Genomic DNA, 23,594 nt, shown 5'->3' with positions numbered 1-23,594 from the left:
GCGCACCGGCACGGGCGTCTCACCATGGCACGGGCTTCAGCAGCAGCCGGTTCGGACGGAGCGTGATGCCCACGCGGGTCGCGTCGTTCGACCCGTCGACCTGTTCGAAGCGGTACCTCGCCGACAGCGCCGCCGTGATCAGGGTCAGCTGGGCCATGGAGAAGTGGTCGCTGGGGCACTTGCGGTTGCCCACGCTGAACGGGCTCATGGCATATTTCGGTACGTCCTTGGCGCGTTCCGGCAACCAGCGGTCGGGATCGAAGTCGAGGTTGTGCGCGTAGGACCGGCCGTCGCGCTGGATGGCGAACGGACTGTAGACGATGTCCGCCCCGGCCGGAATGCGATAGCCGCCGAGCGCGGTGTCGGTCACCGCGCGCCGCGTCAATATCCATACGGCGGGACGCAAACGCATCGCCTCGACGACGACATTGTTGGTGTGCGTGAGCTTCCGTACGTCCTCGAATCCGACGGGTCGGCCGCCGGTCACGGATTCGACCTCGGTACGTACCTTCTCGGCATGTTCCGGATGTTCGGCGAGCACCTGGAGCAGCCACATGATCGTGGAGGCGACCGTTTCGCTTCCGGGGGTGAGTATCGCGACGACCTGGTCGTGGATCTCCTGTTCCCCGATGGGCTCGCCATTCTCGTCCTTCGCCGCCAGCAATGCCGTCAGCAAATCGTCCGGCTTTTGACCAGACGTCCGGCGCTCGGCGACGATCTCGTCGACGAGCAGATGCAAATCGGCCAGGGCCCGGTTGAATTTCCGGTTGGCCGGCAGCGGCAGCCGGTAGAGCGGTCCGAGCGGGACGACCATCCGGCGGTACATACCGCGGAAGACGGTCGCGAGCGCGACGCACAGCCGCTCGGCGCGCTCGTCCATGTACTCGCCGCGCAGCAGACAGCGGGCCGCGATCCGCACGGCGACCCGGAAGGACTCGGAGGTGCAGTCGACGGTCTCGCCGGGCCGCCAGCGCTCGGTCAGCCCATGCGCCTCCTCCTCCATGACCGGCCCGTACGCGGGTATGGCGTCGAGCCTGAACGCGGGCTGGATGGTGCGCCGTTGGCGCCGGTGCCGGGGGCCGTTCGCGGTGGCCACGCCCTCCTTGCCGAGCAGGCCTTCGAGGGACTCCCACAGCGGCCCGTCGATCTTGTAGTCGGGACTCAGCGCCAGGGCGCCGGTGAGCGAGGGGGTGGTGACGGCGTACACCGTCTTCGGGCCGAGCCTCAGCCGTACGACGTCACCGTGGTCGCGCAGCCGGGACATGAAGGCCAGCGGGTCACGGACCAGCCTCCAGCCGTGGCCGAGGACCGGGACACCACCCCCGGCGAAGGGCGGCTCACTCAGCTCGGGCACCTCGGGTGCCGCGGGCTTCACCGACTCTACGGTCATTTCTCACCTGCCGCTTCGTTGTTGACGTACGGGGGCGTGGACCGGTCGTCCCAGCTGTCGACCATGTACCGGCCGGACTCGTGGTGGAACCAGTAGACGGAACTGAACCAGTTCCGCATATTGCAGAGGCAGGACCGGACGGCGGCGCCGAGTTCCTTTCCCGGCACGGTGCCGTCGTCGAGCCGGTCGGCGAACCGCAGGGCGATCCTTTCCGCCTCGAGGAATTCCGCCATACATCTCTCGACGCGCCGCCGGAGTTCCACGACTGCGTCTTCCAGAGTCAGTCCCTGATGGGTGATGAGACTGATTCCGAGATTGTGGACCTCGTCTCCCGCGATTTCCTTCGGGAGTGAGCAGAGGTCGTTGTACCAGGCGGCGAATTCCTGGCTCAGCAGTGCCGGGCGGCGATATGCCGGGTGTTTCCGCACGGCGTCCGGGAGTTCACAGCCGGCGCTCGGCTCCAGCAGGTCCGTCCATATCCAGTGTGCGAAGGTCAGACGCCGCAGGGCGAGGTATTCCTCCACCCCGGGAACGTGTCCCCTGATGCGGTTGCGGAACTCCCGGTCGTACGCTTCGATCACCGCGTGGAAGTGCCGGGCGAACCGGGCGTTCCAGGTCCGGGGCAGGAACGAGTACAACCGCCGCACGCTGTCCGCGAATCCCGCCACCACAGGGTCCGGATGGGACTCGTGGTGCCTGGGAGAGTCGAGGGCCGCGTGCAGGCGTAACCTGAGCCGCCGCCAGTCGGCGGTCCGGCCGTGGACGATGTCGCGGTCGTGGCGGTCGTCCCAGACGAAGAACCACGCGCTGTAGTCGGCGATGGCCTGCAGTACGTCGTCGGGGGCGCCTATGTAGTAGCCCGCCATGAGGTCGGTGTAGCAAAGGCCGTCGGCATATTCCTTCACCTTGTCCGCCGGCATGAGCCGTTTTTCCAGGAGCCAGAGGCGGGTCTTCTCCTGTAGTCGCGGCCAATACGGATGGAGTTGCCGGGGAAACGCCGACTCGATCAATGGCAGAGCCAGCGTCGGCGGGACCGCGACCGCCGTCGGCATCCATGTGGTGCTGTGTGGGAAAGCATGCACGAACAAACCCCTCTCAGCCGCCAGGAGCACACGCCCCTCTCGCCGTGCCGGGCGTGCGCCGTCGCGTATCCCCGCACTTCCCATTCAGCCCTACAACTGACCGCTCTGGGAACGGATTTGCTTCACTCACTACCCCACGGTGCCGAGAATCCCCCCTTGTGTGACTGATTGCGGATTGCTAGATGCGCACAAAGGATCGAATGTGCGACGCACAGACGGTGCGAAGCCGGGCACAAACGAACGACGCCCGGTCAGGAAAGTTCCTGACCAGGCGTCACAGAGGTGGTCGCGGGCCTCAGTCGTTGGCGACGACGGGGTAGCGCGGCTCGTTCTCGGCCATCTGCCGCAGCGCGTCCTTGCGCTCGCGCTTGGAGAGGCGGTCGATGTAGAGGTAGCCGTACAGGTGGTCGGTCTCGTGCTGCAAACACCGCGCGAAGTAGCCGGTGCCGCGGACCTTGATCGGGTTGCCCTTCTCGTCCTGCCCGGTCACCTCGGCGTAGTCCGGGCGGGCGAGCGGCGCGTAGGCGGTCGGCACGGACAGGCAGCCCTCGTTGCTGTCGTCCAGGCGGCGCTTGTCGGCGGGCAGGTCGACCAGCTTCGGGTTGCACACCACGCCGACGTGCCGGACGCCCTCGTCGTCCTGGCAGTCGTAGACGAAGACCTTCAGGTCGACGCCGATCTGGTTGGCGGCCAGGCCCACGCCCTCGGCGGTGCGCTGGCTGGCGAACATGTCCGCGACCAGCCGGTCGAGCTCCTCGCCGAACTCGGTGACGTCCTTGCACTCCTTGTGCAGCACCGGGTTCCCGACAACCGTGATCGGCCGCGAGGTGCCACGCTCACGCCAGGCGTTCTCGCGCTCCTCCGTGTCCTCGGTGTCGATGACGAAGCCCTCGTCGTCCACGGGGAGCACGCCCGCGTGCTGCTGATCGGTGTCCTGCTGCGCCATGACCGACGATGCCTTCCTCAAAAACAGGGGGGTGAACTTGCTGATACAGGGTACGGGGGCCGCGCCCCCGAAGGGGCGCGGGCAGCGTCGATAGGCGGCTCCGCCGCGATGGGGGTCCCCCCTGTTCGAGCGAAGCCGAGAACTTGGGGAGCGACCAGCCACAACGAACCCGCGGTCGGCGACGCCCCCTAGCAAACCTCTTCGAGATCCCGCCAGTCCCTGGAGTCCGGGCTGTCCGCAACCCACCCGTCCAGCAACCCCCTCACCAGCGAAGCCGGCGCAGCCACCCCGCACTCCCGCTCCGGCACCCACAGCTGCCCGTCGGTGCGGTGGCCCAGCGGGCCCGGGTGACCGGGTTCGCTGTGGTCGTGCGGGTCGAGATGGATGCCGTCGCCCTCGTCGGACGGCATGCGCGACTCCGAGCACATTCGGCACAGCAGCCGCACGGACGACGACCAGTCCTCCGCGGCGAAGCCCGCGTCGGCGGCCAGCTGCTCCAGCGCGTCCCGGTCGGCCTCGGTCGCGGCCTCCAGCAGGACCACCCAGGTGGGGACGGGCGACGGGGCCCACAGCTCGATCTCGTCGAAGACCGGGAACGCGTGCCCGGTGGCCGTGGTCCGCTCACCGTGGGGCACCCCGTCGTGCAGTACGACCTCGCCCCAGCGTCGCCCGGACGAGGGAAGCGGAATGGACAGCACCTCGACCCGCGCCGGATCGAGCCTGCGTCCCCACACGACCTCGGCCTCGCCCTCGGGCGACAGCCGTACGGCCGCGCTGCCCAGCTCCATGCCGAGCGGCTCCCCGGAGACGGCGGCTCCGCCCGGCACCCGCAGCCCGTAGGCCTGCCAGGCCCGCCGGGCCAGCGGCCAGTCCTGCAGGGCGGTGGCGGCGATGCCGACGTTCCACCAGTCGGGTGCCCCGGTCTCCCGGTCGAGCAGCGCCACGGCCCTGAGGCCGGCGGCCCGGGCCTGCTCCCAGTCGTGCCGGAACTTGTGCAGCAGGGCGAGGTTGAACCAGGACTCCGACAGCCAGGGCTCCAGGTCGGCGGCGCGCGTCAGCAGCTCGCCCGCGTCCTCGTACCGGCCGTCGCCGATCAGCGTGAACGCGCGATCTGTGGCCTGCCGCCAAGAGGCGGAGGGCCGGTGCCGTCCCTTGCCGAAGATCCTCACAATTCCCGCCTGCCAGTTCCAGTTCCGCAAAGTGGGCTGGCTTGTGCCCCCGGACACCCTCTCCCTCGCATCCAACCACGTACGGCAGGAAGGGCGCTCATTACCCATGGGTTACCCAGGAAGAGGAAGGGTCAGACAGTCCCGGGAGAGCACCCGGGCAAGCGACTCCACCACCTCGGGCGCATAGTCCCCGGCCGTACCCAGCCGCAGCTCCTCCAGGGCCTTGAGCGGTCCGCCGGGCCCCGCCTCCCGGGCCATCTCCTCGTAGGCGTTGACGGCCCGTACGATCCGCGCGGCCACCGGCTGCTCCCGGTAGGGGTCGGCCTGCCGCTCCACGACCACGGCAACGGCCGCGTCCACCCCGGTCTGCCGTACGACGGCCCCGCCGAGGAGCGCTATGCGCCGCTGCTCCTCCGGGGGCAGCCCGGCGGTGGCCCCGGCCGGCACCGGGTCGACCAGGCTGAGCTGGCCGATGTCGTGCATCAGGGCAGCGTACTCCAGCACGGTCAGCTCGGTCCCGGACAGCCCCAGGTCCCGGCCGACGGCCCCGCTGAGCGCGGCGACGCGCCAGGCGTGCCCGGCCGGGGTGTACCCGGCGACCTCGGTGGCCCGGGCGAGGGAGGCGATGGTCTGCCGGTAGGTGGCCCGAACGGCCGCGTACCGGCGCAGGGAAAGCTGGGTGAGCAGCAGCGGCAGGCAGAACACGGGCAGTGCCCACAGTCCGGCGACGGCGACCGCCAGCGCCATCACCGCGCCCGTGGCGCACACGGCGGACCCGATCCCGAGCAGCCCCCGCAGCTCGTCCCTGAGCAGCGGGCCGAACGGCCACCGTGTGCGGGAATGCGCCTGTGCGGCCGCCAGGAGCGCGTCGCACAGGGCGGTGAGCACGAGGAGGGCGAGCACCAGCAGGGCGTAGGCCGGTCCGCCCCAGGAGCCGAACACGCCCTGGTTGTAGAGGCGTTGGAAGCAGACGGCGGCGAAGCCGACGGTCAGGACGCGGCGGGCCAGATGGTCGAGGGTGGGGCTGCGACCTTGCCAGATGTGCGGCACGCTGCCGAGCAGGGAAGCTGCCAGGACGACCGTGACGACCTGCGCGGCGCCGTGCTGGGCGGGGCGGCCGGCGACCTCGCCGAGCAGGGCGTAGGACAGCGCTCCGGCGGCACCGACGGGCGCGGCCTCCCGCACGCGCGCGCCGGTCACGGCGGTCCCCGCCGCTCGGCCGGAGCCGAGAGCCTGGGGGAGCGAGAGCTCGCCGACGGCTATGAGGAGACCGAAGCAGAGGGCGACTCCCCGGTCGCCGATGCCGGTCCATAGGGTGACGGCCAGGGAGACGAGGGCGAGGACTCCGGCGGAACCGGATATCAGGCGGAGCGGCGTCATCGCCGGGCTCCGGGCCGGCTCGGGACGGGTTCGGGCGGGGACGCCGCGTGCTGTGTCTCGTCGGCGGTGACGGCGGGATGCCAGCCGTGCCGGGCCAGCGCCCGCGCCAGCGCGGCGACCATCTTGGGGTCGAACTGGGCCCCCGCGCACCGCTCCAGCTCCTCCAGTGCCGTCGCGACCGGCCGGGCCCTGCGGTAGGACCGCGTGGACGTCATGGCGTCGAAGGCGTCGGCGACGGCGACCACCCGCGCACACTCCGGGATCTGCCCGCCGGCCAGCCCGTACGGATAGCCGCTCCCGTCGAGCCGCTCGTGGTGGTGCAGGATCGCCGCGCGTGCCTCGCCGAGGAAGGAGATGCCCCGCACCACCTCGTGCCCGTACTCGGGATGCAGTTCGATGACCCGCCGCTCCTCGGGGGTGAGCGGCCCGTCCTTGCGGAGCAGCCGGGTCGGGACGCCCAGCTTCCCCACGTCGTGCAGGATCCCGGCGAAGCGCAGCACCTCGACGCGCTCGTCGTCCATGCCCAGTTCACGGGCGATCATCACGGAGGCCTGTCCGACCCGCTCACTGTGGCCCCGGGTGTACCCGTCCTTGATGTCGACCGCCTGCACCAGCGCGCGGATGGTGGCCTGGTGGGCGGCCCGCTCCCGGTGGTACTGGGCGAACACCCACCAGGACACGCACATCGGCAGCAGCACGAGCAGCGCGGCGACGGGACCGTACGGGCTGCGCCACAGCACGGCCATCATCAGTCCGGCCAGCCCGTGCGCCGCGATCGGCGCGAGCGAGCGCGACAGCAGCCCCCGCCAGGCCCGCCGGGCCGGCACCCGCTCGACGAGGGCGAGGATCCCGCCGTCGAGCGCGGCCAGCACCAGGCAGAAGACCAGCACGGCCGCCCCGGCGGGCACGAGTACATAGGGGAAGTGCGAAGCCACGACCGCGTCCCGCCCGCCCAGCGCCCAGTGCACCCGGGAGGCGCCCCACACCGCCAGCGCCGACTGGGCGCCCCGCCAGATGCGCCGGAGCGGGGTGGACGGCTGTCCGCCGTGGGAGAGCAGGGCGGCCGGCAGCGGTACGAGCGCGGCGGCGGGCGGGGGCAGCAGAAAGGCCCCGGCGAGCAGGACGGGGTGGAAGGTGCCCGCGAACCGGCGCCGCGCGACGTGCTCACAGGCCGCGTACAGCGCGGCGAGCAGCGCGATCACCCACCAGGGTGAGTGGGTTCCGGGCAGCGACAGCACACAGAACAGAGCGAGAAGGGCGACACAGGCCACGTACACGCGTGCCCGTGCCGGAACCACCTCCATGACACCCCTCCCCCGACCGTGCCTGCCCAGGCTTCGGAGCCTAGGACGGGGGCCAGGGGGTCCGCGGGCCGATGACCCGCGGATTAGCACATTCGGGTGATGTCCCCAAGATCAGGACACGGTGTCCGGGCGCGGGGTCAGGACTCCTGGGGCGTGGCCGGCGCGGCGGTCACGTCGTGCTCCGGCACGGCCTGGCCGGAACGGATCAGGTCGATCCGACCCATGACCTTGGCGCGCAGGTCGCTGGGCACGTCGTCATGCCCGCAGCACCGCTTGACCAGCTTCTTCACGGCCTGCTCGAGGCCGTACTTCTCCAGGCACGGCGAGCACTCCTTGAAGTGCTGCTGGAACTTGTCGCGATCGACGTCCGGCATCTCACTGTCGAGGAACTCATAGAGATGATCGAGGACCTCACTGCAGTCCGTCTCGTGCGGCTCTCCGCAGCTCATGAGCCCGAGCCTTTCGCTTCGTTCGACTCTCCGGCGCCCGCCGGGACCAGTCCGCGCTCGCGCGCGTAGTCCTCCAGCATGCCGCGCAGTTGACGGCGGCCCCGGTGCAGCCGGGACATCACCGTACCGATGGGTGTCCCCATGATGTCCGCGATCTCCTTGTACGCAAAGCCCTCTACGTCCGCGAGATAGACGGCGATGCGGAATTCCTCGGGGATCGCCTGCAGTGCTTCCTTGACGTCCGAGTCGGGCAGGTGGTCGAGCGCCTGCGACTCGGCGGAGCGCAGACCGGTCGACATGTGCGACTCGGCACGGGCGAGCTGCCAGTCCTCGATCTCCTCGGCCGCGCTGCGCTGGGGCTCGCGCTGCTTCTTGCGGTACGAGTTGATGAAGGTGTTGGTGAGGATCCGGTACAGCCACGCCTTGAGGTTGGTGCCCTCGCGGAACTGGTGGAAGGACGCGTACGCCTTGGCGTACGTCTCCTGCACCAGGTCCTCGGCATCGGCCGGATTGCGCGTCATGCGCAGCGCGGCGGAGTACATCTGGTCGAGGAATTCGAGCGCGTCCCGCTCGAAGCGCGCGCTGCGCTCCGCGGTCGACTCCGCGCTCATGCCCTGGCCCTCGGGCAGCTCCGCCTGGCCGTTGTCGGTCCCTGCGTCGGTCCCAGTGACCGGACCCACCTCCTCAAGATCCCGGGCGGGACCGAAACCGGTCCCACTCGTTTCGGAGGATAGAACACCACCCGTGCCTGCCGCCGCTCGAATAGGTGCGGTCTTGGCCGCGTGCAGCACCGTCCAGTCCAGCTCAGGGCGGCTCGAATCAGACTCTGCCGGGCGAAGCCCGTCCACAGGGTGGTGGTGGGCGACGGGAGGGCAGATGGTCGAACCCATGCGGCGGACTTCCTCTCGTACAGGTCGGTGCTGGTGGTTCAGCACTTCTGTCCGCCACAACAGTTGTCCCGGCCCCGGCATTCCCGCGGGTTACCCGAGTGACGCGACCCACTGGACGACACCGTCGGTGATGATCTCCAGGGCCCGCTCCTGTGTGATCTCCGCGCGCTTGGGGACCGCGAAGCCATGATCGCCGTACGCCACCTCGATCAGCTCGTACGCCCCCTCGGGAAACTCGTCCGGCCTGCCGAAGGGATCGTTCCCGCCCTGTACGACGAGGGTGGGCACCCCGGCGCCGAGCAATTCGTCGGCGCGGGACTTCTCGGGCCTGCCCGGCGGGTGCAGCGGGAAGCTCAGCGCGAGCACGGCGTGCGCGCCCAGCTCCGTGGCGGTGCGGCAGGCCACCCGGGCGCCCGCGCTCCGGCCGCCGGAGATCACCGGCAGCTCCATCCCGGCCAGCGCGGGCCAGATGCCGCGCCAGCCGGTGTCCAGGGTCTTCGGCGCCGGAGCCAGCTTCTTGCCCGCGACCCGCCAGGGCTGCTCGACGAGGGCCACGGTCACGCCGTGCTCCGGGAGCACCCGGGCGAGCGCCTGCAGGTCCCGGGCCTCGATGCCACCGCCCGCCCCATGACTCGCGGCCAGCACCAGCCGCGCCTTCTTCGCCCGGTGCCAGGTGATGCGGGCGGTCCCGGCTTCGGTCTCGACAATCTCGATCACGCTAGAAGAGTGTGCCCGCTTCCGGCCCCTCCAGCTCCTTCAGCAGCTCCGGGCCGTTGTTGCGGACATTGCTGACGGCCGTGGAAACCGGGTACGCGCGCATCAGTCCGGCCGGGGGCGGCTCCAGCAGGGAGCGCAGGTCCTCGGGGTCCGTGCGCGAGGGGTCCAGCCAGGTGTCCCAGCGGTCCGCGGTGAGCATCAGCGGCATCCGGGGGTGGATCTCGGCGAGCGAGAACGGTCCCTCGGCCGGGGCGACGGCCAGGGGGGTCGTCTCCGCCTCCGTGGTGATCACGGAACAGGTGACCCACCAGGCCTGGGGGTGGTCCTCGGGGAGGGTCCGGTCGCGCCAGAACTCGTACAGCCCGGCCATCGCGAAGACCGAGCCGTCGGCGGGCAGCACGAAGTACGGCTGCTTGCGCGGGCGCTTCTTCTTCCCCTCGACCTCCAGGTCCCGCTCCTGCCGGCCGGTGACCCACTCGTAGTAGCCGTCGGCGGGGATGATGCAGCGCCGGGCCGTGAAGGCGCGACGGTACGCGGGCTTCTCGTGCACGGTCTCCGCACGCGCGTTGATCATCCGGGCGCCGCCCTCGGGGGTCTTGGCCCAGGACGGCACCAGTCCCCACTTCAGCCTGCGCAACTGGCGAACCGGCCGCGGGTCTTCGGCGTCCTTCACAGGGCGGTCGAGGACGGCGTAGACCTCTTTGGTCGGAGCCACGTTGTAATCCGGCTCCAAGGTCTCTTCGGGCTCCCACTTCTCGATCTCAAAGATTCCTGCGAGATCCTCGGGCCTACGACTGGATGCATACCGTCCGCACATACGTGCCACACTGCCAGGCCCACCCGTCGCCCGACCACCACCCCCGACGACGGCGCTACGCGCCGACCCCTTTCGACCCGACCAGAGGGAGCTACAGCACACATGGACAGCACCGCCGCCACCGCGCTGCCCGACCTCTGGGACCGTCTCTTCGGCACCCAGCCCGACCCCGATCTGTGGGTGGTGATCGCCACCCTGGTCGCCGCGCTCGCCGCGGTCGTACCGCACACCATGTGGCGCGTCTCCCGCAACGCCATCACCATCGCCCACGAGGGCGGCCACGGCCTGGTGGCGCTGCTCACCGGCCGGCAGCTGACGGGCATACGCCTGCACTCCGACACCAGCGGCCTCACCGTGAGCCGGGGCAAGCCGACCGGTCCGGGCATGATCCTCACCGCGGCGGCCGGCTACACGGCTCCCCCGCTGCTGGGCCTGGGCGGCGCCGCGCTGCTCGCCGCCGGGCACATCACGATGCTGCTCTGGGCGGCGACCGTCCTGCTCGTCGCCATGCTGGTCATGATCCGGAACGCCTACGGGGCGCTGACCGTGATCGTCACGGGCGCCGCCTTCCTGCTGGTGTCCTGGCTGGCCGGCCCCCAGGTGCAGGCGGCGTTCGCGTACGCGGTGGTGTGGTTTCTGCTGTTCGGCGGCGTGCGCCCGGCCTTCGAACTCCAGGCCAAGCGTTCACGCGGTGGGGCGGGCGACTCGGACGCGGACCAGCTGTCCCGCCTGACGCACGTCCCCGCGGGGCTGTGGCTGTTCCTGTTCCACGCGGTGTCGCTGTCCTCGCTGATCGGCGGGGGCAGCTGGCTGCTGGAGGGCTGAGAAGGCGCCCCGAACAGCGCAGAAGCGCGGCGCCGGGTCGGTTCACTGCGCCGCCGCGCGGGCGCCACCGGCCCCGGCGTCGCCGCACCCGAACCACAGCCTCCTTATAAAGTGGCCCTATGGCCCCGAACCCCGCGCACACCGCCCTCTGGCCCGCCCCGCACGCGAGCGGAGCCGTCGACGCGACGGTCCACGTGCCCGGGTCCAAGTCCGTCACCAACCGCGCCCTGGTGCTCGCCGCCCTCGCCTCCGAGCCCGGCTGGCTGCGCCGCCCCCTGCGATCGCGCGACACGCTGCTGATGGCCGGTGCCCTGCGCGCCATGGGCGTCGGCATCGAAGAAGGCGTGGGCCCCGACGGCTCCGGCGAGGCCTGGCGCGTCCTCCCCACCGGCCTGCACGGCCCGGCCACGGTCGACGTCGGCAACGCCGGCACGGTCATGCGCTTCCTGCCGCCGGTCGCCGCGCTGGCCGACGGGCCCGTCCGCTTCGACGGCGACCCCCGGTCGTACGAGCGCCCCCTGAACGGCGTGATCGACGCGCTGCGCGTGCTCGGCGCCCGGATCGACGACGACGGCCGGGGAGCGCTGCCGCTGACCGTGCACGGCGGGGGTGCGCTGGACGGCGGCCCGGTGTCGATCGACGCCTCCTCCTCGTCACAGTTCGTGTCCGCGCTGCTGCTGTCCGGGCCGCGCTTCAACCTCGGCGTCGAGGTCCGCCACATCGGTGCCTCGCTGCCCTCCATGCCGCACATCCGGATGACCGTGGACATGCTGCGCGCGGTCGGTGCCCAGGTGGACACCCCGGAGTCGGGCGGCGAGCCGAACGTGTGGCGGGTCACCCCGGGTGCCCTGCTCGGCCGCGACCTGACCATCGAGCCGGATCTGTCCAACGCCCAGCCGTTCCTGGCGGCGGCCCTGGTCACCGGCGGCAAGGTGCTCGTCCCGGACTGGCCGTCCCGGACGACCCAGCCGGGTGACCGGCTGCGCGAGATCTTCACCGAGATGGGCGGTTCCTGCGAACTGACCGAGTACGGGCTGGAGTTCACCGGTTCGGGTGCCATTCACGGCATCGATGTCGACCTGAGCGACGTGGGCGAGCTGACCCCGGGCATCGCGGCGGTCGCCGCCCTCGCGGACTCCCCCTCCACCCTGCGGGGCGTGGCCCATCTGCGCCTGCACGAGACGGACCGGCTGGCCGCGCTCACCAAGGAGATCAACGAGCTCGGCGGCGATGTCACCGAGACGGCCGACGGCCTGCACATCCGCCCGCGCCGGCTGCACCACGGCGTCTTCCACACCTACGAGGACCACCGCATGGCCACCGCCGGCGCGATCATCGGCCTGGCGGTCGAGGGCGTACAGATCGAGAACGTGGCGACCACGGCGAAGACGCTGCCGGACTTCCCCGAGATGTGGACCGGGATGCTCGGGAGCGACAGGGCGTAGGGGACTCACCGCCATGCGCCGCTACGGCAAGCACACCGACGAGGACGACATCCGCAGCCGCCCGAACCGCAAGGGCAACCGGCCTCGCACGAACATCCGCCCGAAACACGAGGACGCGGCCGAGGGCATGGTCCTCACCGTGGACCGGGGCCGTCTGACCTGCCTCGTCGACGACACGGCGATCATGGCGATGAAGGCCCGTGAACTGGGCCGCAAGGCGGCGGTGGTCGGCGACCGGGTGGCCCTCGTCGGCGATCTGTCCGGGAAGAAGGACACCCTCGCCCGTATCGTCCGCATCCAGGAGCGCTCCTCGGTCCTGCGCCGGACCGCCGACGACGACGATCCGTACGAGCGCGTGGTCGTCGCCAACGCCGACCAGCTGGCCATCGTCACGGCCCTGGCCGACCCGGAGCCGCGCCCCCGCCTGATCGACCGCTGTCTGGTCGCGGCCTACGACGGCGGCCTCGACCCCCTCCTGGTGATGACCAAGTCGGACCTGGCCCCGCCGGACAAGCTGCTGGAGCTCTACGGCGACCTGGACATCCCCTACGTCGTCACCAGCCGTGAGGAGCTGGAGAACGGCGACGCGGCCGACCGAGTCCGCGAGCACCTCGACGGCAAGATCACGGCGTTCGTGGGCCACTCGGGCGTGGGCAAGACGACTCTGGTCAACGCACTCGTCCCGGAGGACCGCCGCCGTACGACGGGCCGGGTGAACGCGGTGACGGGCCGTGGTCGCCACACCACGACCTCAGCGCTCGCGCTGCCGCTCACCGGCTCGGAGGGCTGGGTCGTCGACACCCCGGGCTTGCGCTCCTTCGGCCTTGCGCACATCGACCCGTCCCGGGTCATCCACGCCTTCCCGGACCTGGAGCCGGGCACCGAGGGCTGCCCGCGCGCATGCAGTCACGACGAGCCGGACTGCGCGCTGGACGAGTGGGTGGCCGAGGGCCACGCGGACCCGGCGCGGCTCTATTCGCTGCGCCGGCTGCTGGCGACGCGGGAGCGCAAGGAGGGCGACTGACCACCGCGTTGTTTGCCTTTACGCGAGTCCGGTAAGTGCATAATCGCACCGAGCCGGACATACGAGAGGACAGCACATGGCGTGGCTGCTGGTCATCGTGGCCGGAATGCTGGAGACCGGTTTCGCCGTCTGCCTCAAGCTCTCCCACGGCTTCACCCGCCTGTGGCCCACGATCGCGTTCTGCGTCTTCGCCCTCGGCAGCTTCGGCCTGCTCACCCTCTCCCTGAAGAAGCTGGACGTGGGCCCCGCCTACGCGGTGTGGACCGGCATCGGCGCGGCGGGCACCGCGATCTACGGCATGGTCTTCCTCGGCGACCTGGTGTCGACACTGAAGATCGTCTCGATCAGCCTCGTCATCCTCGGCGTGATCGGCCTGCAGCTGTCGGGGTCGGCCCACTAGGGCCTGTCCGGCGGATCAGGTCGCAGAAAAGCAACGGCGCCTCGTTAGCGCTGGTGAGCGGGGTCATGGGGGTGCCCCCTGCTCGAGCGCAGCCGAGAGCTTGGGGGAGCGTCCAGCTGCAAGGCGGAGGAGGGCGTCGACGCGATGGGGGTCCCCCCTGCTCGAGCGAAGTCGAGAACTTGGGGGAGTCGGCAACCGACGACAACGCCTGGGGTCCCCCCTGCTCGCAGAGCTTGGGGGAGGGCGTGCCAGACCCCGCGTCTGCGGCATGATCCGCCGGACAGGCCCTAGCTAGACGGCGTACCGGTCGTACCGCTCGCTCCCGAACGCCCTTGCCGCCGAGGCAGGTTCGGGGGACGGCGGGGAACGGTCACACCAACTGCCGGTGCAGAGCCCCCCGCACCAGCTCGGCGATCCCGCCCTCCCCCGGCGGCGCGGCCACGAAGGACAGGGCGAGGCGTACGACGAGTTCACAGGACCGGGCGAGCTCACCGCCGTCGGCCCGCGCACCACCGGGTCCGGCGAGCACCGCCACCGCCCGGTCCCGCACGATCTGCACGAAGTCCCCGGGCGACGGCAGCGGGCCGTCCGCCCGGCGCTGTGCCGGTACGGCCGAGGAGGAAGGCACGGCGGAAAGGGTCGGCGTGGGCAGACGCTCGCTCCAGCAACCGGTGAGCATGGCGCGCACAAGGGCGTTCTCCCGGGCGGCCGAGGCGGTCCACTCGGCGGTGGCGGTCAGCCGGTCCCGGGGTTCGGAGTAACTCGCGAGGGCGCGTTCCACCCCCGCGAGATACCCGTCGGCCTCCCTGCGGACCAGCGCCCTGGCCAGCCCCTCCTTGCTCCCGAACTCGTTGTACAGCGTCTGCCGGGACACCCCGGCCGCCGCGGCCACGTCCACCATCCGCACGGTGGACCACGGCCGACGCGCAAGCGCCGTGTACGCGGCGTCCAGTAGGGATTCCCGCGCTGCAGGCATCATCGCCTCCCTGGGGCGAGCAGCTCTGCGCCCAGATTTGACGCGCACGAAGGCACTGTCAAGGGTTCACGAAGGCACCCAGGGGCGCCCTTCGGCCACTGCACGCGGGGCGCCCCTGGCCGCGGTCGGGATGTCCTTGCACAACAGTCCCGGACACGTTCGGGATGTCTTGCGGAACGGTCCCCTGTAGCCGTGCGGCGACCCGGCGGATACCGTTCGTCCCATGCCGGACTACCTCGACGACCTCCGCCTCGCCCACGTCCTCGCGGACGCGGCCGACGCCGCCACCATGGACCGCTTCAAGTCACTCGACCTCAAGGTCGAGACCAAGCCGGACATGACCCCGGTGAGCGAAGCGGACAAGGCCGCCGAGGAACTCATCCGCGGACAGCTCCAGCGCGCCCGCCCCCGGGACGCGATCCTGGGCGAGGAGTACGGCATCGAGGGCACAGGCCCCCGCCGCTGGGTGATCGACCCGATCGACGGCACCAAGAACTATGTACGCGGCGTCCCCGTCTGGGCCACCCTGATCTCCCTGACGGAGGCGGGCGAGGGCGGTTTCCAGCCCGTCGTCGGCGTCGTCTCCGCCCCCGCCCTCGGCCGCCGCTGGTGGGCCGCGAAGGGCCACGGCGCCTTCACCGGCCGCAGCCTGTCCTCGGCGAGCCGTATCCACGTCTCTGGCGTCTCCAAGCTCTCGGACGCCTCGTTCGCGTACTCCTCGCTGAGCGGCTGGGAGGAGCAGGGCCGGCTGAACGGCTTCCTCGACCTCACCCGCGAGGTCTGGCGCACGCGCGCGTACGGCGACTTCTGGCCCTACATGATGGTCGCCGAGGGTTCGGTGGACATCTGCGCCGAACCCGAGCTGTCCCTGTGGGACATGGCCGCCACCGCGATCGTCGTCACGGAGGCCGGCGGCACCTTCACCGGCCTCGACGCCCGCCCCGGCCCGCACAGCGGCAACGCAGCCGCGTCGAACGGTCTGCTCCACGACGAGTTGCTGGGGTATCTCAACCAGCGCTACTGACGCAGCACGCGGCTTGACCTGAGAGTTTCCACCCTCGTCAGTCCCCCTGGGTCGTCGTGGGGCCGTCATCGGTGTCCGGGCCGCCCTCGAAGGCCCGGTTCACCGCCTCACGGGTCCGCTTCTCGCTGCTGGGCATCAGGTGGGTGTACGTCCGCAGCGTGAAGCCAGGGTCGTGGTGCCAGAGGTACTCCGACAGAGCCTTGATGTTCTCCCCCGCGTCCAGGAGCACGGACGCGTAGAAGTGCCTCAGGGCGTGCATCCCGTTCTCCCGGGCGCGCGGGATGCCCACGGCGTCGAGGGCCGGCCGCCACGCCACGCGGTTGAAGACGACGCGGTTGACCGCGCGCCCCTCGATGTTGGCGAAGAGCAGGCAAGCAGTGGCCGGCGAGCCGTCGACCGATCGCCACGGGAGAGTCACAGCCGTAGGCGGGTGCTGCGCGATGTGGCCTTCAAGCGACCGCGCCACACGCTCAGGCAACGGGACGGTGCGCGTCTTGCCGCCCTTGGGCAGCGCGAACACCTGCCGACCGGCGATGAGCTTGACCTGCCGAACGACGTGAACGACTCCCTCAAGGAGCTAGGAAGCACGCCATCGGTGAACGCCTCATGCAGGCCGCCATGGACTACGGCATCGAGCATGGGGTTCGTCTCGTCTTGGACGTGATGACTAAAGATGCCGCCGAGCTCTACTCGTTCCGGCCATCGTCACAGCCGTCCTCGCCGACGGGGGACCGGCGCTTGCAGACGACTCGGCACTTGCCCCGACCGACACCGTCGCTACGACCCCCCCCCCCCCCGCCGAGCCGGAAGAGTCGGATCTCACCGAAGGCGCCCCCGGCACCGCTGCCCCTGCACCCTCCGACGCCGCCGACCACGCGAACAACATGCCGGACAGTCGTGGTTGCGAGCAGGGCTGGTACTACTACCCCACCAGCAAGAACAAGGACTACCACAAGGGCGTGGGAGCCGAACAGGCCAATCACAACGGCACGTCGCGCACGGCCAAGTCCACGTTCGTTTCCGAAGTATCCGGCACTGTGGGTATCGCCTTCAGCGGCGAACTCAAGGTGAGCGGCGACGCGGCCGCCGTCGAGATCGAGGGCAAGTTCGGCGTGAACGTCTCCGCGTCCCTCACCGCCAAGATCGGCAACACCATCAGCGTGGACACGCCCGCGCACAAGACCACTTACGCCCGCTACGGCGTCTACCGCCTGAAGAGCTACGGGTACAGCCAGTACACATACGTCAACTGCGGCAAGGGCAGCAAGAAGAACGTGACCATCTACACGCCGCATCGTGTCGGCTGGGCCATCTGGGAGGACTGACGTGTCCCGCCGAACCCTTGTAGGACTGAGCATCGCCTGTGCCGCAATGCTCTCTCCCGTCGCCGCTTGCACTTCGGATCATTCCGACACCAAGGGGCCTTCGCAGCCCACGCGTTCATCTGAGCCGGGTTCGGCAACGGTAACGGCCAGCCCGAGCACCACACAGCCCCCAGTACAGAAGCCGCCGGAGCTGGACGACGACGAGACGCTCGCCGGCCGCCAGAGCGTGACTAACGGGAACGCGAGTATCGAATTCCGCAAGGGCAAGAAAGGGGACGCGCTGATCGTCGCGGTGCGTTGCCAAGGCGCGGGGAAGATCAAGGTCGCGGTGCGGTCCGTGCACGTCTCATTCCCCCTGGAGTGCCTCGCCGGAGAGGTCAGCACCACGTACAACCAAGTGGCCATTGGCGGGGTGGACCGTAGTGGCGTCGTGTCCGTCGAGGCGCCCTCAGCCGTGCGCTGGTCCATGACGATCGGCCGCGGTGCACCCGCGCAGGAGGAGTCGCCCAGGGCGTCTGAATCGCTCTGAACTTTGACGATCACTACACGTCTGAGGCCGTGCTGCCCGTCAGGCCACCCTGACGGGCAGCAAGACAAGAGTCTGTGACTGCCTCAGAGCAGCCCAACGGTCCACGCCGAACCGCGTCGGATGGAACGGCTCAGTTCAAGCGATACGTGTCTTCAAGTTCCTTCCAGCCAACAGGAAGCAGCACGTCAGAGACTGGCAGAGCCCTTCCAGCCGCTGACCGTCTGCCGGGACACACCAAGCGACGCGGCGACTTCCGTCACCGTCGCACCCGCCAGTACCGCCAGGACAGCCCGGTATCTCTGCTCGAACTGGCCGGTCACCCGCGGAACCGCCGCCGGGGCCCCGGGGTAGCCTTCACGTCGGTTTCGAACGCACCCGGAGGCCCCCCATGCAGACCGCCGTTTTCCTGCTGAGGAGCACGCTTGGCCTTGGTGGCGGCCTCGTGTGCGCTTGGGAACTCACCCGCCAGGCTTCAGGGCCTGGCTGGAGGAAGCCGCGGGTCTTCTCTGCGATAGCGGCTTTGCTTCTCGCCGCTCTGCTCGCCGTCTAGGAGATGACGGCCAGGAGTTCCGCTCGGCCGGGCCGTCTGTGGGCCGTCCGACGGCAATCGGCGACGACCAACGACGACAGGCAGGGACAGCGACCCCGCAGCTCTTCGGCGGGGTGCGGCGCGATGCCGCACCCCACCGAGGGGGTGTTCATTACCAGCGCTACTGAGCAGCACGAGGTGATCACGCACGCCCTCAACTGGCTGCGCGCGCCCTCTTGTTGACCTCCGCTTTACCTGCCACTCTGAAGACACCCTCACTTGTGAACTTGTGAATCCCTGAACTATGTCAGTGATTCGTAGGAGGTGGCTCCAGACCATGCTCGTTCGCGACGCCATGAGCACGGTGGTCCTCACCATCGGCCCGGCACACACCCTCCGACAAGCCGCCGCCCTGATGTCCGCCCGCCGGGTGGGCGCCGCCATCGTGCTCGACCCCGACGCCGGCGGCATCGGCATCCTCACCGAGCGCGACATCCTCAACTCCGTCGGCCTGGGCCAGAACCCGGACACGGAGCGCACCCACGCCCACACCACCAACAACGTCGTGTTCGCCACCCCCAGCTGGACCCTGGAGGAGGCGGCCCGCGCCATGGCGCACGGCGGCTTCCGGCACCTCATCGTCCTCGACCACGGCGAGCCCGCCGGAATCGTCTCCGTCCGCGACATCATCCGCTGCTGGGCACCCGCGCGGGAGCCCGCACCGGCACTCTGAACACGCGAAACGGGCCGGACCCCGACCTCCCGGGGATCCGGCCCGCCGCCACGGCAAGCGACGCGGTACTGCTGTGTCAGCCGCGCAGGGCCTGGACCGCGGCTTCCAGCCGCTTGCCGAAGTCACCGTCCGCCCGGCGGAAGTTGCCGATCGCCCGCTCGGCGATGTCGTCACGCGAGACCTTGGCGATGAAGCCCGCCAGGTTCTCGATCAGCCGGCCCTTCTCGTCCTCGGACATCAGACGGTAGAGGTTGCCCGCCTGGACGAAGTCGTCGTCCTCGGCGTGCACGGGGGCGGCATGGTTGCCGGTCGCGCCGACCACCGGGGTGGACTGCCACAGCGGACGGTCCGTCTGGAACGGCCCGCCGAAGCTGTTGGGCTCGTAGTTCTTCGCACCGCCGTGGCGGCCGTCGTACAGGAAGCCGTCACGGGCGTTGGTGCGCGCCTCGGTAGCGTGCGGGCGGTTCACCGGCAGGTGGTCGGCGTTGATGCCGACGCGGTAGCGGTGGGCGTCGCCGTAGGCGAAGAGGCGGCCCTGGAGCATCTTGTCGGGCGAGGGACCGATGCCCGGTACGAAGTGCGCGGGCGAGAAGATGCTCTGCTCGACCTCGGCGAAGATGTTCTCCGGGTTGCGGTTGAGCTCCAGCTTGCCGATCTCGATCGGCGGGTAGTCCGCGTGCGGCCACACCTTGGTGAGGTCGAAGGGGTTGAAGCGGTACGTCGCCGCGTCCGCCGCCGGCATGATCTGCACCTGCACGGTCCAGGCCGGGAAGTCGCCCCGCTCGACGGCCCGGCGCAGATCGCGCTGGTGCGAGTCCGGGTCCTCACCGGCGATCCGGTTGGCCTCGGCCTGGGTGAGGTTCTTGATCCCCTGGTCGGTCTTGAAGTGGTACTTGACCCAGAAGACCTCGCCGGCCTCGTTGTTCCACTGGAAGGTGTGCGAGCCGTAGCCGTTCATGTGGCGGTACGACGCCGGGATGCCGCGGTCGCCGAACAGCCAGGTCACCTGGTGCGTGGACTCGGGGGAAAGCCCCCAGAAGTCCCACACGTTGTCGGCCTCCTGCGAGCCCGTGTACGGGTCGCGCTTCTGGGTGTGGATGAAGTCCGGGAACTTGACGGCGTCCTTGATGAAGAACACCGGGGTGTTGTTGCCGACGAGGTCGTAGTTGCCCTCTTCCGTATAGAACTTGACCGCGAAACCGCGCGGATCACGCACCGCGTCCGCGGCACCCAGATTGCCGGCCACGGTCGAGAACCTCAGGAAGACCTCGGTCTGCTTGCCGACCTCGGAGAGGAACGCGGCGCGTGTGTACGGCGTGACGTCGGCGGTCACCGTGAAGGTGCCGTACGCACCCGCGCCCCGGGCATGCACCACCCGCTCCGGGATGCGCTCGCGATTGAAGTGGGCCAGCTTCTCCAGAAACAGCTGGTCCTGGACGAGGACGGGGCCGCCGACGCCCGCGGTCTCGCTGTTCTGGTTGTCGGCGACCGGAGCACCGGCCTCCGTCGTAAGCGGTCCCTGCGTCACGTACGCCTCCTGCGCCATTCCTTGCCGTTCTGTCCCTTGGCTAAAGCCAGGCTCGATCTTATAATAGACAATGTCTAAGTCAAGCAGGCCTCCAAACTCACACCTGTTCGGGACTTGGGTCCCCCTGCTGTTAGGCTGGTCCTCATGAGCGACCTTCTGGAACGGCTGCGCGGACGCGGATGGCGGATGACCGCACAGCGGCGCGTCGTGGCCGAGGTTCTCGACGGCGAACACGTCCACCTGACGGCCGACGAGGTGCATGCCCGGGCCGTGGCCAAGCTGCCCGAGATCTCCCGTGCGACCGTCTACAACACCCTGGGTGAGCTGGTCACCCTCGGTGAGGTGCTCGAGGTCTCCACGGACAAGCGCGCCAAGCGGTACGACCCGAACGCGCACAGGCCGCACCACCACCTGGTCTGCGCCCAGTGCGGCGCGATCCGCGACGTCCACCCGACCGGCAACCCGCTCACCGACCTCCCCGACTCGGAGCGCTTCGGCTTCACGGTCTCGGACGTCGAGGTGACGTACCGCGGCACCTGCCCGAACTGCGCATCGGCCTGACGCCCACGCCCTGAGCCCCGGCACCATGATTGCCGGGGCTCAGTGCTGCTCACTGCGCGCAATGCCAACCAGGCGGCACCACAAACGCCGAAGGGCCCGGATCGAATGATCCGGGCCCTTCGGCCTTCAGTAGCGGGGACAGGATTTGAACCTGCGACCTCTGGGTTATGAGCCCAGCGAGCTACCGAGCTGCTCCACCCCGCGTCGGTGAACGCAACACTACGTCAAGGACGCGGAGGGAGGCAAATTGCTTGTCCGGGGGGCAGGGGCGGAGCCCAGCGGGCCGGGGGCCTGGGGCGGAACCCCAGGGGATCGGTGCCCTCAGCCCACTGAGCCGGGCGCGGGGGGGGTGCGGGGGACGCAGCCCCCGCCAGGGTCCCGGGGCGGAGCCCCGGCAGGACGGCAACACGCCGGCCAACCGAGCCGGACACACAGGGGCACAGGGGACCCAGCCCCGCCGGGGTCCCGGGCGGGGCCCCGGCAGGACGGCAACACGCCGACCAACCGAGCCGGGTGGGCGGGTGGGCAAAGATGTCGCCCAAGCTCAGCGCAGCGTCACGCCGACAACTCCTCCCGCAACGCATCCCGCAACCGCGCCGCCCGCTCGGTGACCTCCTCCGGCCCCAGCGACACCGCCCGGTCGGCCCACCGCTGCCCCTCCGCCAGCTCCCCCCGACGCGCGTAGACGAGGGCAAGCCGAAGTGCCGCCCGCCCGTGCCCCGCGTCAGCGGCCCGCGTCCACCACACCGCCGCCTCCGGCTCGCTTCCCTCCCGCGCCAGCAGCAGCCCGAGATTGAACGCCCCGTTCCGGGAGCCGGCCTCAGCAGCCGACCGGTACCACCGCGCCGCCTCCACGACGTCTCCGCGCGCCGCGGCCAGCATCCCGACCCGCACCTGCGCCCGCCGATGCCCCTGAGAAGCCGCCCGCTCGTACCACTCCTCGCACTCGGCCTTCTCGTGCACCGACTCCCCGAGCTCATGCGCGGACGCCGCCGGCCGCCGCGCGTCCAGCACGGTCGCCAGCCGGTACGCGGCCTCCGCGCTCCCCCCGCCCGCGGCACACCGCAGATGCCGCTCGGCCTCCCGCTCGTCCCCGTCCCGCAGTCGCGCCATCCCGACCTGCAAGGCCGCCTCCGTGTGCCCGGCGGCAGCCGCACGCTCGTACCACCGCAGCGCGACCACGGCGTCCTCCTCGGTGCCCCGCCCGGCGTACAGGATCCCCAGGTTGAACGCGGCGTCCACGCTCCCCGCCTCGGCCGCCTTGGAGAACCACGGCTCGGCGCCGGTCGTGTCGCCCCCCTGCAGCAGCAGGATCGCGAGCGCGTTCGCCGCCTCCCGGTGCCCGGCGTACGCGGCTCGCCGGTACCACTGCTCGGCCTGCCCGGTCCGCCCCTGCTCGGCGCAGAGCAGCCCGAGGTTGTACGCCCCGTTGTCGTCCCCGGCGTCCATGGCCGCTCGGTACCACCGCTCGGCGGTCTGCGTCTCCCCGCGCTCGGCGTGCAGCGCGCCCAGCGCGTTCGCCGCGTTGCCGTCACCGTCCTGCGCGGCCCGCAGCCACCACACGGCGGCACTCTCGGTGTCGCCCGCGTCGCGCAGCAGGAACCCGAGCGCACAGGCGGCCCGCGCCTCCCCGTCCTTGGCGGAGGTCAGATACCAGCGCCCGGCCTCCTTGAGTTCGCCCCGCTTCTCCAGGATCGCCCCGAGCTGCAGCGCGGCCCGCCGGTGCCCGCGCGCGGCAGCCTGCCGGTACCACTGCTCGGCCTCTTCCAGGAGGGCGGACGCGACACCGTTGTCAGCCCCGCCGTCCCCTTCCGACCCGGCCCTGCGATCAAGCGCGCGAGCCACCCGGTACGCCGCCTCACGATGCCCCCGCTCGGCCGCGGCCCGCATCCACTGCTCGGCCCCCGCGGCCCCACGGTGCTCCAGCAGGTCGGCCAGCGCGTACGCACCCAGCGCGTGCCCCTGCTCGGCGGACTGCCGCAGCCAGTACTCGGCGGCGGGCTCGTCCCCGCGCTCGCGGTGGTGGCGGCCCAGCGCGTGCGCGGCGGCCGCGGAACCGGCGACGGCGGCGATCCGCCACCATCCTGCGGCCTCCTCGGCATAGCCGCGCTGATGCAGAAGGACACCGAGGTTGTTGGCGGCGGCGCGGTCGCCGGCGGCGGTGGCGGCACGCAGAAGGGGCTCGGCTCCGTCGAGATCTCCACGGCGCAGCAGCATGGCCCCGAGGACGCTCATCGCCTCGACGTCACCGGCCTCCACGGCAAGCCGCTGACGTGCCTCCTCGGCAGCCTCGCCGGCCTCGTCACGGCCGGAAGACTGCACCAAGTCGGAAGGCTCCACCACGTCAGAAGGCTGCGCATGGTCAGAAGTCTGCGCAAAACGCCCGGTCTCCAACAGAGTTGCCTTGTCCCCCATAACGTCCATCGTCGCACCACCTGCAACCTCGGTACACCCGGTATACCGCAGCCCGGGAGGTCACTTCAGCGTTTTGTCGACATGCCCACAGAGAGACAAGTCAAACACACGCGGGCCAAGTCCCCACGGCGGCACG

The 23,594-nt window shown here is 70.4% G+C and carries 22 protein-coding genes, 1 tRNA gene and 2 pseudogenes; 9 read left to right on the top strand and 16 right to left on the bottom strand.

Going from position 1 to position 23,594, the window contains the following annotated elements:
• Window positions 1-19 precede the first annotated feature (19 nt).
• The 10 genes from Q8A52_RS02650 to Q8A52_RS02605 all read right to left on the bottom strand — a co-directional run bounded on the left by Q8A52_RS02650 (window position 20) and on the right by Q8A52_RS02605 (window position 10,144).
• A complete protein-coding gene (locus tag Q8A52_RS02650) occupies window positions 20-1,390 on the bottom strand; it encodes a bifunctional albaflavenone monooxygenase/terpene synthase (protein ID WP_316748325.1) in 1,371 nt (456 codons plus the stop codon).
• A complete protein-coding gene (gene cyc1, locus Q8A52_RS02645; protein ID WP_316748751.1) occupies window positions 1,387-2,472 on the bottom strand; it encodes an epi-isozizaene synthase in 1,086 nt (361 codons plus the stop codon). Before cyc1 ends, Q8A52_RS02650 begins: the two co-directional genes overlap by 4 nt.
• Before the next feature lie 295 nt (window positions 2,473-2,767).
• Window positions 2,768-3,418: a peptide deformylase gene (gene def / locus Q8A52_RS02640; RefSeq protein WP_316748323.1), complete on the bottom strand. Its 651-nt coding sequence runs from the start codon at window positions 3,416-3,418 to the stop codon at window positions 2,768-2,770.
• A gap of 188 nt (window positions 3,419-3,606) precedes the next feature.
• Window positions 3,607-4,587 carry a hypothetical protein gene (locus Q8A52_RS02635; RefSeq protein ID WP_316748321.1) on the bottom strand — a complete coding sequence of 327 codons (981 nt, stop codon included), beginning with the start codon at window positions 4,585-4,587 and terminating at the stop codon, window positions 3,607-3,609.
• 111 nt (window positions 4,588-4,698) lie between these two features.
• Window positions 4,699-5,967: an HD-GYP domain-containing protein gene (locus Q8A52_RS02630; RefSeq protein ID WP_316748319.1), complete on the bottom strand. Its 1,269-nt coding sequence runs from the start codon at window positions 5,965-5,967 to the stop codon at window positions 4,699-4,701.
• Window positions 5,964-7,271 carry an HD-GYP domain-containing protein gene (locus Q8A52_RS02625; protein WP_316748317.1) on the bottom strand — a complete coding sequence of 436 codons (1,308 nt, stop codon included), beginning with the start codon at window positions 7,269-7,271 and terminating at the stop codon, window positions 5,964-5,966. The genes Q8A52_RS02630 and Q8A52_RS02625 overlap by 4 nt, the downstream gene beginning before the upstream one ends.
• 137 nt (window positions 7,272-7,408) lie before the next feature.
• Window positions 7,409-7,720 carry a mycothiol system anti-sigma-R factor gene (gene rsrA, locus Q8A52_RS02620; RefSeq protein ID WP_316748315.1) on the bottom strand — a complete coding sequence of 104 codons (312 nt, stop codon included), beginning with the start codon at window positions 7,718-7,720 and terminating at the stop codon, window positions 7,409-7,411.
• Window positions 7,717-8,400 carry an RNA polymerase sigma factor SigR gene (gene sigR / locus Q8A52_RS02615; RefSeq protein WP_316748314.1) on the bottom strand — a complete coding sequence of 228 codons (684 nt, stop codon included), beginning with the start codon at window positions 8,398-8,400 and terminating at the stop codon, window positions 7,717-7,719. The genes rsrA and sigR overlap by 4 nt, the downstream gene beginning before the upstream one ends.
• 300 nt (window positions 8,401-8,700) lie before the next feature.
• Entirely contained in the window at window positions 8,701-9,327 is a 627-nt protein-coding gene (locus Q8A52_RS02610) for an alpha/beta hydrolase family protein (RefSeq protein WP_316748313.1), read from the bottom strand.
• A 1-nt stretch (window position 9,328) separates the two neighbouring features.
• Window positions 9,329-10,144 (bottom strand): SOS response-associated peptidase, encoded by an 816-nt coding sequence (locus tag Q8A52_RS02605; RefSeq protein WP_316748311.1) that lies wholly within the window; start codon window positions 10,142-10,144, stop codon window positions 9,329-9,331.
• A gap of 102 nt (window positions 10,145-10,246) precedes the next feature.
• On the opposite strand from Q8A52_RS02605, the gene Q8A52_RS02600 reads away from it, so the two are divergent.
• The 4 genes from Q8A52_RS02600 (at window position 10,247) to Q8A52_RS02585 (ending at window position 13,838) form a co-directional block, all read left to right on the top strand.
• Window positions 10,247-10,969: a M50 family metallopeptidase gene (locus tag Q8A52_RS02600; protein WP_316748309.1), complete on the top strand. Its 723-nt coding sequence runs from the start codon at window positions 10,247-10,249 to the stop codon at window positions 10,967-10,969.
• A 119-nt stretch (window positions 10,970-11,088) separates the two neighbouring features.
• Window positions 11,089-12,414, top strand: a complete 1,326-nt coding sequence (gene aroA / locus Q8A52_RS02595; protein ID WP_316748307.1) for a 3-phosphoshikimate 1-carboxyvinyltransferase — start codon at window positions 11,089-11,091, stop codon at window positions 12,412-12,414.
• A 13-nt stretch (window positions 12,415-12,427) separates the two neighbouring features.
• Window positions 12,428-13,438 carry a ribosome small subunit-dependent GTPase A gene (gene rsgA, locus Q8A52_RS02590; RefSeq protein ID WP_316748306.1) on the top strand — a complete coding sequence of 337 codons (1,011 nt, stop codon included), beginning with the start codon at window positions 12,428-12,430 and terminating at the stop codon, window positions 13,436-13,438.
• A gap of 76 nt (window positions 13,439-13,514) precedes the next feature.
• Complete coding sequence (locus tag Q8A52_RS02585) at window positions 13,515-13,838, top strand: DMT family transporter (RefSeq protein WP_316748304.1); 324 nt, start codon at window positions 13,515-13,517, stop codon at window positions 13,836-13,838.
• A 370-nt stretch (window positions 13,839-14,208) separates the two neighbouring features.
• On the opposite strand, the gene Q8A52_RS02580 is transcribed toward Q8A52_RS02585, so the two are convergent.
• Window positions 14,209-14,817 carry a TetR/AcrR family transcriptional regulator gene (locus Q8A52_RS02580; RefSeq protein ID WP_316748302.1) on the bottom strand — a complete coding sequence of 203 codons (609 nt, stop codon included), beginning with the start codon at window positions 14,815-14,817 and terminating at the stop codon, window positions 14,209-14,211.
• A gap of 220 nt (window positions 14,818-15,037) precedes the next feature.
• Between Q8A52_RS02580 and hisN the strand changes: the two genes are divergently transcribed.
• On the top strand, window positions 15,038-15,838 hold the full coding sequence (gene hisN, locus Q8A52_RS02575; RefSeq protein WP_316748300.1) for a histidinol-phosphatase: 801 nt from the start codon (window positions 15,038-15,040) through the stop codon (window positions 15,836-15,838).
• Window positions 15,839-15,875: 37 nt separating this feature from the next.
• On the opposite strand, the pseudogene Q8A52_RS02570 reads toward hisN, so the two are convergent.
• Window positions 15,876-16,412: pseudogene (locus tag Q8A52_RS02570) on the bottom strand (tyrosine-type recombinase/integrase); the annotation flags it as partial.
• A gap of 310 nt (window positions 16,413-16,722) precedes the next feature.
• Between Q8A52_RS02570 and Q8A52_RS02565 the strand changes: the two are divergent.
• A complete protein-coding gene (locus tag Q8A52_RS02565; protein ID WP_316748298.1) occupies window positions 16,723-17,163 on the top strand; it encodes a hypothetical protein in 441 nt (146 codons plus the stop codon).
• A 46-nt stretch (window positions 17,164-17,209) separates the two neighbouring features.
• On the top strand, window positions 17,210-17,692 hold the full coding sequence (locus Q8A52_RS02560; protein WP_316748296.1) for a hypothetical protein: 483 nt from the start codon (window positions 17,210-17,212) through the stop codon (window positions 17,690-17,692).
• 203 nt (window positions 17,693-17,895) lie between these two features.
• On the opposite strand, the pseudogene Q8A52_RS02555 reads toward Q8A52_RS02560, so the two are convergent.
• Window positions 17,896-18,012: pseudogene (locus Q8A52_RS02555) on the bottom strand (helix-turn-helix domain-containing protein); the annotation flags it as partial.
• A gap of 546 nt (window positions 18,013-18,558) precedes the next feature.
• Here Q8A52_RS02555 and Q8A52_RS02550 point away from each other — a divergent pair.
• The gene (locus Q8A52_RS02550; protein ID WP_316748295.1) at window positions 18,559-18,954 is read left to right on the top strand and encodes a CBS domain-containing protein; all 396 of its coding nucleotides are present in this window, start codon (window positions 18,559-18,561) and stop codon (window positions 18,952-18,954) included.
• Between the two features lie 76 nt (window positions 18,955-19,030).
• Here Q8A52_RS02550 and Q8A52_RS02545 read toward each other — a convergent pair whose 3' ends face one another.
• Window positions 19,031-20,500 (bottom strand): catalase, encoded by a 1,470-nt coding sequence (locus Q8A52_RS02545; RefSeq protein WP_316748293.1) that lies wholly within the window; start codon window positions 20,498-20,500, stop codon window positions 19,031-19,033.
• A 126-nt stretch (window positions 20,501-20,626) separates the two neighbouring features.
• Here Q8A52_RS02545 and Q8A52_RS02540 point away from each other — a divergent pair, with 126 nt between their 5' ends.
• The gene (locus Q8A52_RS02540) at window positions 20,627-21,043 is read left to right on the top strand and encodes a Fur family transcriptional regulator (RefSeq protein ID WP_316748291.1); all 417 of its coding nucleotides are present in this window, start codon (window positions 20,627-20,629) and stop codon (window positions 21,041-21,043) included.
• A gap of 130 nt (window positions 21,044-21,173) precedes the next feature.
• Here the strand turns inward: Q8A52_RS02540 and Q8A52_RS02535 are convergent.
• Window positions 21,174-21,247: transfer RNA gene (locus Q8A52_RS02535), tRNA-Met, on the bottom strand.
• Window positions 21,248-21,598: 351 nt separating this feature from the next.
• On the bottom strand, window positions 21,599-23,467 hold the full coding sequence (locus Q8A52_RS02530; protein ID WP_316748289.1) for a tetratricopeptide repeat protein: 1,869 nt from the start codon (window positions 23,465-23,467) through the stop codon (window positions 21,599-21,601).
• Window positions 23,468-23,594 lie beyond the last annotated feature (127 nt).

The sequence above is a fragment of the Streptomyces herbicida genome (assembly GCF_032656585.1).
Lineage (GTDB): Bacteria > Actinomycetota > Actinomycetes > Streptomycetales > Streptomycetaceae > Streptomyces > Streptomyces herbicida.
The sequence above is the reverse complement of the archived record's forward strand: the minus strand, read 5'-3'. Positions and strand labels throughout refer to the sequence as shown.